General features: G+C 52.9%; 11 protein-coding genes. 3 read left to right on the forward strand and 8 right to left on the reverse strand.

From position 1 onward, the window contains the following. Window positions 1–27: 27 nt before the first annotated feature. Complete coding sequence (gene rplT, locus ACWHYD_RS00150) at window positions 28–396, forward strand: 50S ribosomal protein L20 (protein ID WP_447963922.1); 369 nt, start codon at window positions 28–30, stop codon at window positions 394–396. Here the strand turns inward: rplT and pheT are convergent. From pheT to larC, 6 genes are read right to left on the reverse strand one after another with little or no spacing between them, the layout of a single operon-like run. Next, entirely contained in the window at window positions 393–2,087 is a 1,695-nt protein-coding gene (gene pheT / locus ACWHYD_RS00155; RefSeq protein WP_447963923.1) for a phenylalanine--tRNA ligase subunit beta, read from the reverse strand. The two genes, rplT and pheT, sit on opposite strands and share 4 nt — an antisense overlap. Before the next feature lie 9 nt (window positions 2,088–2,096). After that, window positions 2,097–3,656, reverse strand: coding sequence for a phenylalanine--tRNA ligase subunit alpha (gene pheS / locus ACWHYD_RS00160; protein WP_447963924.1), 1,560 nt, complete (start codon window positions 3,654–3,656; stop codon window positions 2,097–2,099). Between the two features lie 8 nt (window positions 3,657–3,664). Next, window positions 3,665–4,345, reverse strand: coding sequence for a ribulose-phosphate 3-epimerase (rpe, locus tag ACWHYD_RS00165; protein WP_447963925.1), 681 nt, complete (start codon window positions 4,343–4,345; stop codon window positions 3,665–3,667). Next, on the reverse strand, window positions 4,342–5,790 hold the full coding sequence (gene rsmB, locus ACWHYD_RS00170) for a 16S rRNA (cytosine(967)-C(5))-methyltransferase RsmB (RefSeq protein WP_447963926.1): 1,449 nt from the start codon (window positions 5,788–5,790) through the stop codon (window positions 4,342–4,344). The genes rpe and rsmB overlap by 4 nt, the downstream gene beginning before the upstream one ends. A 16-nt stretch (window positions 5,791–5,806) precedes the next feature. Next, window positions 5,807–6,832, reverse strand: coding sequence for a 4-hydroxythreonine-4-phosphate dehydrogenase PdxA (gene pdxA, locus ACWHYD_RS00175; RefSeq protein ID WP_447963927.1), 1,026 nt, complete (start codon window positions 6,830–6,832; stop codon window positions 5,807–5,809). A gap of 7 nt (window positions 6,833–6,839) precedes the next feature. Further along, complete coding sequence (gene larC / locus ACWHYD_RS00180; protein ID WP_447963928.1) at window positions 6,840–8,069, reverse strand: nickel pincer cofactor biosynthesis protein LarC; 1,230 nt, start codon at window positions 8,067–8,069, stop codon at window positions 6,840–6,842. A gap of 386 nt (window positions 8,070–8,455) precedes the next feature. Here larC and ACWHYD_RS00185 point away from each other — a divergent pair, with 386 nt between their 5' ends. Beyond that, window positions 8,456–9,325 carry a hypothetical protein gene (locus ACWHYD_RS00185; protein ID WP_447963929.1) on the forward strand — a complete coding sequence of 290 codons (870 nt, stop codon included), beginning with the start codon at window positions 8,456–8,458 and terminating at the stop codon, window positions 9,323–9,325. On the opposite strand, the gene larB is transcribed toward ACWHYD_RS00185, so the two are convergent. Both larB and ACWHYD_RS00195 read right to left on the reverse strand, forming a co-directional pair. Next, window positions 9,291–10,061 (reverse strand): nickel pincer cofactor biosynthesis protein LarB, encoded by a 771-nt coding sequence (gene larB / locus ACWHYD_RS00190; protein WP_447963930.1) that lies wholly within the window; start codon window positions 10,059–10,061, stop codon window positions 9,291–9,293. The genes ACWHYD_RS00185 and larB overlap by 35 nt on opposite strands. Continuing rightward, on the reverse strand, window positions 10,058–11,125 hold the full coding sequence (locus ACWHYD_RS00195) for an NAD(P)H-dependent glycerol-3-phosphate dehydrogenase (protein ID WP_447963931.1): 1,068 nt from the start codon (window positions 11,123–11,125) through the stop codon (window positions 10,058–10,060). The genes larB and ACWHYD_RS00195 overlap by 4 nt, the downstream gene beginning before the upstream one ends. Window positions 11,126–11,243: 118 nt before the next feature. On the opposite strand from ACWHYD_RS00195, the gene ACWHYD_RS00200 reads away from it, so the two are divergent. Continuing rightward, window positions 11,244–11,756 carry a hypothetical protein gene (locus ACWHYD_RS00200; RefSeq protein WP_447963932.1) on the forward strand — a complete coding sequence of 171 codons (513 nt, stop codon included), beginning with the start codon at window positions 11,244–11,246 and terminating at the stop codon, window positions 11,754–11,756. Window positions 11,757–11,784: the final 28 nt, after the last annotated feature.

Raw genomic sequence — 11,784 nt, forward strand, 5'->3', positions numbered from 1 at the left:
TTTTTCAATAATAAAGGAGAACGTGTCATGCCAAGGGTAAAAGGTGGGCCACAAACTCGGCAGCGCCGGAAAAAGCGGCTCAAGCTGGCGAGTGGCCAATATGGAGGAAAAAGTAAGCTTTTCCGGACGGCTACCGAATCAGTCGATAAGGGGCAAGCCTATGCTTATACCGGACGAAAACAGAGAAAACGTAATTTCAGACAGCTCTGGGTGACTCGAATCAGTGCGGCAGTTCGAGCGCAAGGCGTCACCTATAGTCAGTTCATGAATGCGCTGAAGAAAGCCAATGTGTTGTTAAATAGAAAAATGCTTTCAGAAATGGCGATTCACGATCCTCAAGGCTTTTCTCACCTTGTGTCAAGCACTAAGGGAGATGGACAACCCGTCCCCGCTTAAGCTTCAGGCTTTCGTATCTCGAATTCAAACCCGGAAGTGGGCATATCGATTTGCCAGGCTTCGAGTACTTCCGGGTGAAACTCTCCAATATATCCCACTGAATGCCCATGACAACGGATTCGGCCGACTCGTCCTTCTAAGAATGAGGGATGAGTGACCGGCTCCAGTTCGTAGGGCCACACCATGTAATACATCAGCAAATCCAGATAGCTATGGATCTCTGAAAAGTTTGCCCCGGAATTGGCGCTGATGGCAGCTATGGATAATGTCGTGCGAGAACCCGCATTGGCTTCCAAATCCAGTTGAGCCGTTTCTCCAACCTCAAATAGCAGATGGGGATAAAAGACGCGAGGCGATAGGGCTTCCACCCGAAGCAGGCACGGCAAAATGGAAGGTCTGAGACAGGCATAGGTTTGGGACATCAGGTTATCCACTTCCACCAGTTGCGCATACTCCGTATCAGCAATACGCATTCTGTCTACCAATTCCTGATGAGAAGCCATGATATTGGAAAAAATTTCCTGAAAGCCAAATCCGACCAGAAGATCACGAACACGATCGCTGGTCTGTTCTTCCACGGAGAGACTTCCAACGGTGAAAGACTGGGGCATAATAGGGGAAAAGGAATCATAGCCTCGGGTAATGGCCACATCTTCCGCCACATCCATCACATGCATGAAATCGTTTCGAAAGGCGGGTAAGGTGACGGATACTGTTTGTCTGGTGGCTTTCACCAGGTATCCATAAGAGGCTAGGGCTTCCTGAATAGCCTCCGAGCCAAGCGGCATTCCTAAAGCCTGTTCGATCGCCTCTAGGGAAATACGTTGTGATTGATTCATGCTCAGGGGGGTTTTAACGGTTGTGCCGAACTCGGTTTCATAGGGATACGTAATATTCACGGATTCGATGGTCGCCCCGCGATCGGCTAAATTACAGGCAAAAATATTCAAGGCCAACACCACCATACTCAGATCGGTTCCTGTGACTTCCACAAATAAATCGGTGTCTCCCTGCTGCACTTCACCGAGTTCCCGGCTGTTGATAATGGGAGGAAAGGACAGCACCTGTCCATCCGAATCCCATAGGAGCGGCAACCTGTCGCATTCAGCGAGGATCGATCCATATTCAAGGCCTTTGGGGTGGACGGTGAGAATTTCGTGAGGAGTCATTTTTTCCTCAAATCCCAATGGCGTAAATCGAATTTCATCGGGTTTCACGAGCCCGTACGTGACAGGAAACGAAATGGAAGAGTACCGATAAAGGCCAATGGAAACCGTTTCACGTTTTCGTCCATAGGCGTCGGCCAATTTTTCTTGGGTTTGAATGCATTGGTCGAGGCCCTCAGCTGTCATGGCATATCCCAACGAGACGCAAGCCGCCACATAAGGTCGAACGGTTTCCATGCCTTGGGCCACTTGAATCCGTCTTTTCGCCCCCTTCTTATCCGAAAAGAAGGAGTAAGGGGGCATCCCTTTATTTAAAACGGATCGAATTTGTCGGGCAATCCCTTCCACGCACCATAAATCAGGCCGATTGGTATCTTGAAGCTCCACGCGCACTTCACCCGTGTCCTGTGAGACGTCTTTCACCTCCCCTTTCACATAGGGCATCCATTGTTCAATGTCGGACATGGAGGCATTTCGACCGACAAGTCGACAGAAATCTTTTTGGAAAATGGAAATGGTTGGCATCGTGGGTATTTAAAATTGACGGCGCATATTGCGGACCGCTTCTAGATCGGAGGTGAATAAATCGCGAATGTCCTGTATGCCAAGGGCGACCATGGCCATCCGATCCAACCCGAGTCCCCAGGCAATAACCGGAACGGTCACTCCCAAAGGTATGGTGACTTCAGAGCGGAAAAGCCCCGCGCCCCCCAGTTCCATCCATCCAAGTTTTGGATGACGAACATGCAATTCGACGGAGGGTTCGGTAAATGGAAAATACGCTGGGAAAAATCGAATCTCTTTGGCTTGTGCCATTTCCGTGGCGAACAATTGCAGGAGACCCAAGAGTGTCCGAAAGTTGATATCGGAACCGAGCACGATCCCTTCCACCTGAAAAAAATCAGTGGCGTGCGTGGCATCGACATTGTCATAACGAAAACACCGGGCAATAGAAAAAAATTTGCCGGGAATCGGCGGATTTTGTGCCAACGTTCGAGCGGAGACTGCGGTGCCTTGGCTGCGGAGAACTAAGCGCTTCGCCCGCTCGCTGTCATATTCGTATTTCCATCCTTTCGATCCACTCGTTCCGCCATCCCGGTGGACTTGGGCGACCTGGCTGAGAAATGGCTCAGGAATATTCTTAGCCATCTTGGGATTTTTAACAAAATACACATCATGGATGGCACGAGCAGGATGGAATTGAGGCATAAAGAGTGCGTCCATATCCCAAAATTCCGTTTCAATGAGTTCGCCACGCATTTCCTGAAATCCCATGCTCGTGAGTTTGTACTTCACGGTATCCAGAAACTCCCGATAGGAATGGCGTCGGCCAACTGCCAATCGGGGAGGTCGGAGATTAATGGAGTATTTGCGAAAGGACACGTTCCGCCAGGATCCGTCTTTTAAGAGTTCCGGGGTTAATTGTGAAATTTCCTGGGCGGCGCCTTCCCGTAAATGAGGCAGTAGAGTCCGGCCCTCCGCTGTGAGGACATAAGTCCGTTCGGTATGATCATCGATGCGAAAGGGTTCTTGCGTATTGCCGCGTTTGACGGCGTATTGGCGAAGCAATGCCTGGTGATCGGAAGTAAACGAATCCAGGGGGCGTGTGCCTTCATGAACCTGATTGATGAGGCTTCGCAAATCCTTCACAGTGTCACTGTCCTTGCTGGTAATTTCCAACATTCCACCCGCACCCATCTGAAGGACGCCTTCCTTCTTAAGAATCCCGATTGCCCGGCTTAGCTCGGAGGGTTGGAATTTCCCCGTGGCTTGAAGGTCCTTTACGGTGGGTGGGGAGCCTTCGGGATCAGCATTCTTCACCGTCTGGATGATCCACTCAAGAGGAGAAGAGTCCGGCTGGTGGTATTGGGTCCCAACCGTAGTGAGGGACACATAGGTCGTCGTGGATTCGGTCGACAGGCTCACTAATTGTTTCGTGAGTAGCCACCCGACAGCCATGCTGACTTGTGAGGGAGCAAGCTCGGTGTGGGTGGCAAGTTGAAGGTCTGAGAGTGGCTTTGGGTCTTTCCCCAGTGCACGTAGGACCTGAATTTCGAGAGGATGAAGGCTGTCGGTGTTATTGGGGGAATTCATGGGCCCGATTAGACAATCACGGTCTGAGCGGCTGTTCGCATCTGGCGAATGGTTTCGGGGATATTCTTGCTGCCAAAAATGGCGGAACCGGCAACCAGGACATTCGCGCCCGCGTGAATCACCGAAGCCACGTTAGTCAGGTTGACTCCCCCATCCACTTCTAAATGGGCCGAACTGTGGGAATTGGTCATCATCGTCCGGATACGCCGGATCTTCTCCAGGGAGGAGGAGATAAATTGTTGGCCACCAAACCCGGGATTCACGGACATCACTAGGATTAAATCCACGTCGCCAAGTATTTCCTCAATGGCGGTGACCGAGGTCGCAGGGTTTAAGGACACTCCGGCTTTGACCTGTCGTTCCTTAATAGATTGAACGGTTCGGTGTAAATGTGGACAGGCTTCGACATGCACGGTCAACAGATCAGCGCCGGCATCGACGAACTCAGAAATGAAGGCATCTGGATTGGTCATCATCAGATGAACATCCAAGGGCAAGGAGGTCACCTTGCGGAGCGCTTCAACCATGGGCGGACCGACGGTCAAATTGGGAACGAAATGGCCATCCATCACATCCACATGAATCCAATCCGCACCGGCGGCTTCTACCATCTGTACGGCTTCCGCGAGCCGGGCAAAGTCAGCAGAAAGAATAGAAGGGGATATTAAAGGGGTGATTGGCATTGTCATTCAGATTTTTTCAATCGGCACGCAAAAAATCCGTCCATGTTCAACGTCTGAAAGGCCGTACACAAATGCCCAGGGTCAGTAATGAGTGATTGCCCCGCAACGGGCACCCAAGGTGTGACGGATTCCTGAGAATATTCAGGATGTTTCTGACAAAATTCGGAGATGATCTCCGTGGTCTCCTCCGGTTCGACTGAGCAGGCACTATAGACCAAGATTCCCCCTGGTCTCAAGAGGTCACTGACCCGATCAAGAATCTCGCGTTGAGAAGCTTGGGCATGTTGGATGGTCGATAACGATTTTAGTAATTTTCCTTCCGGATGTCGGCGAAGAATCCCGAGAGCAGAACAAGGCGCATCGACCAGAATACGGTCAAATGGTTGCGCCAGCATGGATGGGACCCTGAGGGGAGTAGTTGAGGAATCTTCAGCCGGGCCGTGGCCGGAAGAGGGGCTTAGATCAACGTGAGCTGGCTGAACAATGGAGATCCCAAGTCTGGCGCAATTAGATACAAGCCGGTCCAGCCGTCCCTGATGACGATCGAGTGCCACGATGGTCCCTTGGTTTTTCATCAATTGAGCCATGTGCGTGGTTTTGCCTCCAGGAGCCGCACAAGCATCAAGAACCCGGTCGCCTGGCTGAGGGTCAAGGAGCAAGGGAATCAGTTGGGCGGCTTCGTCTTCCACGTAGCACCAACCGTCCTTCAAGGCAGATAATTGTCCAGGATTACCACATTTGTCCAAGGTCAGGCCGACAGGGCTCACCGTGGTTTCCTGTGCAAGGATGCCTTCCGATTGGAGGCGGGCAAGTAAATCGGAACGGGAGCCCCGAAGGGAATTGGTTCGAATGGTTAATGGTGGAAGGCCAAGAGACTGTTGGCAAAGGTGTTCCGCTTTCATAAGGCCGAAGGATACTCGCCAGCGTTCAACTAACCATGGCGGGCAGGCATATCGAATGGAGAGGGCCTGGGTGGCATCGACCCCCGGATCGGGCATGGGGGGGGCAGATTGCCGAAGCAGATTACGCAATACGGCATTCACGAAGCCGGACCAATTGTGGCCGGGTTGTTTCCGGATGAGCTGAACAGCTTCATTCACTGCGGCGGAAGCCGGAATGCGATCGAGATAGAGCAATTGGTAGGCAGCGACCCGAAGCGTCGTGGCAACCGTCAGCGGCAGGCGGACCATGGCCTTGCGGGAGACCTGATCTAATCGCCAATCCAGGGTGATGTAATGTCGTAACACTCCATAGACCAACTCAAACGCCAGATGCCGATCGCGTTCGGAGACCACGAGGTCTTTGGTGATGTGATCGAACACGTCATCGCTAAACCCTCGGGATCGTTCAATTGCTTGCAACGTGGCTGCAGCGATTTTTCTCGCACTCCAGGCACGACCGGTCGAAGATGCCGGTGGTTTGGCGGAGGATGTCGATTGTCGCGCTCCCATCTTTACGCCTTGGATATCATGTGGAGCGTGTGGCCAAATTGGCTGCCATTTCAATGGCCTCAACCAAGCTGGTGGGGTCGGCTTTGCCATGCCCGGCAATGTCATAGGCCGTTCCATGGTCAACAGATGTGCGAATGATTGGCAGGCCCACCGTGATGTTCACGCAATGGCCGAAGGCCACGGTTTTTAGGGGAATCAATCCCTGGTCATGATACAGGGCGACAATCCCGTCAAATGATCCTCGTACCGCCTTGCCGAACAAGGTGTCGGCAGGATGAGGACCCGTGCAGGCAATGCCCTGCTTTTTGGCTTGCCGAATGGCCGGTTGAATAACGCGGTCTTCCTCGTCTCCAAACAGACCATTTTCGCCGGCATGGGGGTTGAGGCCCGCCACGCCGATGCGCGGTTTCTGAATATGGAACAAGCGGGTGAGTCCCTGATGGGCCAATCGAATGGCTCGAAGGATGGTGGCTGGTGTCAACACGTTCGGAACTTCACGGAGAGCCAGATGGGTGGTTGCAAATAGAATTTTCAAGGGACCGCCCACAATCATCATCCCCGACTCCTTGGCGTTCGTCAGGTCCGCCAGCATTTCGGTATGGCCCGGATACGTGTGCCCCGCTAGATGAATCGCATGTTTATTAATGGGTGCCGTGACAATGCCCTGCACGCAACCGGCCTGGGCCAACCGGACGGCTGTTTGAATGCATGTGACCGCCATATCCCCGGATCGTGCCGTCACCCGTCCAAGCCTGACCGGACGGATCGATCCGGAAAAGGGATCCAAGAAAGGAAGAGAGCCCCGGCGGAACAGGCGAGGATGAGGGGATGATTCGTGACCGCTCACCGGCACAAGAACAAGGGAGGCCTCCAATGATTGTGTGGTGAGTTCCAGGATTGTCCGGCTACTAATGACCAGGGGGCGACAGACTTGCCAGACTTTCGATAACTGGAGCGCCTTCACGATAATTTCCGGTCCGATCCCGGCAGGATCGCCCATGGTAATCGCCAGAAGCGGTTTGGTCGGTTGAGAGGAGGACATGCGTGGGTTACTTGCGCCTGGCCAATTTGGGAGGAGCAGGTTTGCGGGGGGATGAAATTTTCGCACTAATATAGGTCTGACGTGCGAGGTCGATGATTGTTTGCACAGGCTGCTTGGTGCGCTCAGCCAATGCGACACAATCACGATACTCGGGAGTGGCCTTTGAACGGCCCTGTCCAAGACCGGCAATCTTCATGCGGACAGATCCCCCCAACAGGCTAATTGTTTGGAAGAAGCGAGGCAGAATGGCTCGGTCCATTTCCTGGATCCGTATTCCCAGCGTCGAGGTTTCGGAAAAGAGAATCGACTTTAAGGCCTGAAGGTTCTGTGAGAACGCGATGACGGTCACAATCGTGCCGGGCCGACTCCGTTTCATGATGGTTGGCGTGAATGTGACATCGAGAGCTCCGGCTTCGAAGAGGCGCTCCATGATCACCTCATACAATTGCGGATTCATATCATCGATGTTTGTCTCAAGCTGAATGATGCGTTCCGTAAGATTTTTAGAATCAGAATCTTGAGCACCAACAAACAGTCGAAGCACATTGGGCCAGCCATGAGGGTCGGCCGTGCCCGCGCCATACCCCACCGTTTGTGGTGTTAAGGGTGGGAGCGGTTTACAATCCTGAGAGAGAGTTTTGACCAACGCGATACCGGTCGGAGTCGTGAATTCAATGGCCGGTCCATTGGAGAGAATGGGAATTCCTTTGGCCATATGCGCCACTGCCGGTCCCGGCACCGGAAGCAGCCCATGCGCCGTGGAAATCGTGCCGGCTCCCAGATTGATGGGAGAAAATGACACCGTCGTCACGTTCAGATGGGCAAATCCCAGGAGGGTCCCGACAATATCCACCAGCGAATCGATCACGCCCACCTCATGAAAATGTACTTCATTCAGCTCTTGGCCATGCACCCTGCCTTCAGCCTCAGCCAGCAGTTGGAAGGTTTGAAGGGCCTGAGTCCGAATGGCGTCGGGCAGGGGACTATTTTTTAACGTTTTTTTGATGGTGGCAAGTGATAAGGGTTTGGTAAATCCCTTTTGGATGTCCACATCCACCTTGGTGGCCCGGATGCTGTTGCGGATCACCTGCTGTTCACGAAGCCGATAACCTTTAATGCCTAGGGCTTTGAGGCCTTTTTTAAGAACAGACAATGGTACACCGGTATCTACGAGGGCACCCAAAAACATGTCTCCGCTGACTCCTGAAAATGCGTCGATGTGAAGATGTCTGGTCATAGAATTACATCTGCAAAAGTACAAAGGCGAAACCGTAGCATATCAAAAATCTCAACGCGACGCTGGGCGAATCATTGAGAATTGCACGATAATGTTTTTGAAATTATCCGGGTTTCGCTCCGGCGTACGAGGTCCTTTTGTGACGGCAAAAGGACCCAAAACCATATTGGCCCTTTCGTGGCCCTTCGGGTTCATCGTGCGGTTCACCAATTCCGGCTGCGGCGCAAACTTGCGGAGCCTGTTCTGAACCTTGTCGAAGGACTTAAGCAGTGCGCCGAGGTGCTTCCGAAATCGGCTTGACGGCTCGGGCACGCCAAAGGCCAAAGAAAAAAAATGGCAGAATTAATCTCAAATTAGATTGGTCTCAAGGGAAAAAGTTTGGCACAATGATAAGGATGTCTTCGACACTTAGGAAATTTCAATGGCGGTGGCAGTCTGGGTTGTTGGTGCTGGCCCTCGGGTCATTTCTGGCTCTTTCCCCCTTCAGCTCAAGCGAAGCGAAGTCCAAACGGGTTTCGGTTTCTCCCGTGAAAATTTCTGATGTAGTGGTTTCTCCTGATCCCTTTATCATTGGGAAAAGTGGGTTGAAATTGACCCTGCTCGTGGAGTTGCCGTCCTCGTTACGCGGAGCCAATGTGCTTGAAGTGTCTGCCATGATTACCTCACCGACGCGGCGCTCCATGAGTTTTGTCGCACATCGTCTATTGGTGGACGAACCGGAGGCGAAAAGGGGGAATCTCACCGTTCCGGTGGAGTTGGTCTGGGATGGGAAGGATCAATACCATCAACTCGTGGCTGATGGCTCCTACTTTTATGAACTCCAGGCCAAGTTAATGGAGGATCAAGGGGATGGCCCCCGGACGAAGATCGTCTCACGTCGGGTTCACGGGACACTCGAAGCGTTGGCCTATGTGGGTGAAGTGTTACCTCCCCTTCCTCCGGAGCCGGATATTCCCGAAGAACTTGAGATTCTCCGTGAGGGAGAGAATTCTGAAGAGAATGGCACGGCCACGGAGGAGAGCTTGAAGTCTTCAGACGATCCGGTGGTTCCAGAGGAAGAGGCCCTCATGGACGCTACGGATGTTCTTCAGTCTGAAGAGGCCGGTGGTTCCGGGTCCGAGGTTGAAAGCGTTGAACCGGAGGAGAAAGACGAGAGTACAATCCCTGAAATGGGAGAAGCACCAATGTCGGAACCTTTGAATGAGCCGATGCCTGAGTTACCTACGTCTGAGGAGGAGATTCCCCCTGCCCGTTAATATTAATGCGGTGTGCGAGACAGCCTGCTCCAAATCCGTTATCGATATTCACTACGCCGATTCCCGATGAGCAGGCATTCAGCATCGTGAGGAGAGGGGCCAGCCCGCCAAAATTTGCACCGTAGCCTTGACTGGTGGGCACGGCGACAATCGGGCGATCGACCAACCCTCCCACCACGCTGGGCAACACCCCGTCCATTCCTGCGACGACAACGACGACTCGTGCCTGGTGAAGGCTTTCCTGGCGATCCAAAAGCCTATGTAAACCAGCGACCCCAACATCATAGAGTGTTTGTACCCGGCTTCCCATAACTTCGGCGGTGACTTTGGCCTCTTCAGCCACCGGGATGTCGGAGGTGCCGGCTGTGACAATAAGGATCAACCCCTGCCTGGTACGCTTGCTCTCGGCAAGAGAGACCATCCTGGCCATCTCATGATATACCGCTTTGGGGGCCAATTGCTTGAGACTGCGAGCATTAGCAGGCGTGACGCGTGTTGCGAGAAACGGACCGCCGGCCTTTAATAATTTTCGAGCGATCGCGGTAATTTGTGCGGGTGTTTTCCCCTCGCACAGGATCACTTCCGGAAATCCCTGTCGTAGCGACCGGTGATGATCCACCGAGGCAAATCCGAGATCTTCAAACGGGAGGGTGCGGAGCTGTTGAATAGCCTGGGGGACAGAAACATGTCCGCCTTGAACCCGTTGAAGCAAGGCCGCTAACCTGTCGTGGTTCATGAATGAGCCCTGGGGCCAAAGGTTGCGGTGCTGACAGAGAAAAGGCCATCCGTTTCGCCTTTGGCTAATCGGGACATCAGATCGGTTACGATATGCCGGGGATTGCGCCCTTCAAACAGCATTTGGAACACGCCGCGCACAATGGGCATATCTACATGATACCGTTCAGCCAGGGCCATGGCGGCCCGGCTGGTGGGAACCCCTTCAGCCACGGTTCTGGTGGTTGAGCGCACCGTGGTCATATTCGCGCCTTTGGCCAATTGCATGCCGACCTGGTAATTCCGGCTCAACGTCCCGGTACAGGTGAGCACCAGATCTCCTAACCCCGATAGCCCGTAAAAGGTGGAAACATCGGCGCCCATGGCCCGGCCTAACCGGATCATTTCCGCCAGTCCTCTGGTGATTAAGGCAGCCCTCGCATTAGATCCGAGGTCCAGGCCATCGACCACACCCGCTCCAATGGCCATGACATTTTTTAAGGCTCCCCCCAGTTGCGCACCGATCATATCCCGTCCGGCATACACGCGAAACTGTGGAGTGATAAAGGCTTGTTGCAGACCATTCACCAGATTGAAATCCCGTCCGGCCAGTAAAATGGTCGTGGGTTTCCATCGGCTCACTTCCGATGCGAAGCTGGGCCCGGAAAGAATGGTGATGAACGGATGCCATGATGCGGGGAGATGACTTTCGACTACCTGACTCATTAATTGCAACGTGCCTTCCTCAATGCCTTTGGTGGCGATGATGATGGGAAGGGGTTCCTTTAATAACAGGTTGAGTTGTTTCACCATGTTGGCCATGGCATGGGATGGTGCTGCGAGTAGGATGACATCCGTGCCCTGCACGCAATCCGGAAGACTGATCGTGGCCTGAATAGAATTGGGTAGGACTACTTCCGGGAGATACCAGGAATTTTCTCTGGTGCGCTGGATGGTCTCCGCCACCTCAGGTTCATGCGCCCATAAGCGTATGCTGAATCCTTTAGTGGCCAAGAGGTGAGCCAATGCGGTTCCCCAGGCTCCAGCGCCAATCACGGAGAGGACACGAAAGGAAGTGGGTGTCACGGTGTCTCCTGACAAAGGTGGTTCATGGATGATTGTGGAGTTGGTGCATGGGCCAAGGGGGCGAACGGATGAATAGGGAGAGAAGCGTGCACCAATCTGAGGGAACAAATGAGGGTCGATGTTGGGAATGAATCGTGATCTGTTGGGAAATTATAAAAATGACGTGGGAATTGAGTCAAATCATTTTCCCTGTGTCGCCTGGACGAATCGATGGAAATTGGGCAAGATAGAGAAACCCAGCAATCATGAAACATGTGTCATCTTAACAGAAATCAGGTGCTGTGTGAGTGAAACCAAGCCGTGTCCTTCTTGTGGCTATGATCTTCCTCTCAAAGGACGATTCTGTCCAAAATGTGGGAGTCGGGCGGATCGGAAACAGGTGGAGGAATCCAAACAGGAGCCGCTTAACCTGCGTATTCTCTATATTATGGTGGGGCTACTCATTCTGGCTGTCTTATTCCCTCCTTGGCAAACGCCACCGGAGCAGACGCCGGAATTTTTAGGATTTCACTTTATTACTTCTCCGCCCATGGAAGGGGCCCAACGCAGTCCCATTCTCCAAAACATTCAACTCTTTACGATTGCCGTGGCCGGGCTGTACTTTTCCTGGGCGTTTAGAGGCAAAGGCTAACCGAGGCATTTTCTCCGAATCCGGCGAG

The sequence above is a fragment of the Nitrospira sp. Ecomares 2.1 genome (assembly GCF_965152585.1).

Excerpts from the sequence above, each read along its gene's own strand:
- rplT (WP_447963922.1), top strand. The coding sequence starts at position 28 with ATGCCAAGGGTAAAAGGTGGGCCACAAACTCGGCAGCGCCGGAAAAAG.
- pheT (WP_447963923.1), bottom strand. The coding sequence starts at position 2,087 with ATGCCAACCATTTCCATTTTCCAAAAAGATTTCTGTCGACTTGTCGGT.
- pheS (WP_447963924.1), bottom strand. The coding sequence starts at position 3,656 with ATGAATTCCCCCAATAACACCGACAGCCTTCATCCTCTCGAAATTCAG.
- rpe (WP_447963925.1), bottom strand. The coding sequence starts at position 4,345 with ATGACAATGCCAATCACCCCTTTAATATCCCCTTCTATTCTTTCTGCT.
- rsmB (WP_447963926.1), bottom strand. The coding sequence starts at position 5,790 with ATGGGAGCGCGACAATCGACATCCTCCGCCAAACCACCGGCATCTTCG.
- pdxA (WP_447963927.1), bottom strand. The coding sequence starts at position 6,832 with ATGTCCTCCTCTCAACCGACCAAACCGCTTCTGGCGATTACCATGGGC.
- larC (WP_447963928.1), bottom strand. The coding sequence starts at position 8,069 with ATGACCAGACATCTTCACATCGACGCATTTTCAGGAGTCAGCGGAGAC.
- ACWHYD_RS00185 (WP_447963929.1), top strand. The coding sequence starts at position 8,456 with ATGATAAGGATGTCTTCGACACTTAGGAAATTTCAATGGCGGTGGCAG.
- larB (WP_447963930.1), bottom strand. The coding sequence starts at position 10,061 with ATGAACCACGACAGGTTAGCGGCCTTGCTTCAACGGGTTCAAGGCGGA.
- ACWHYD_RS00200 (WP_447963932.1), top strand. The coding sequence starts at position 11,244 with ATGTTGGGAATGAATCGTGATCTGTTGGGAAATTATAAAAATGACGTG.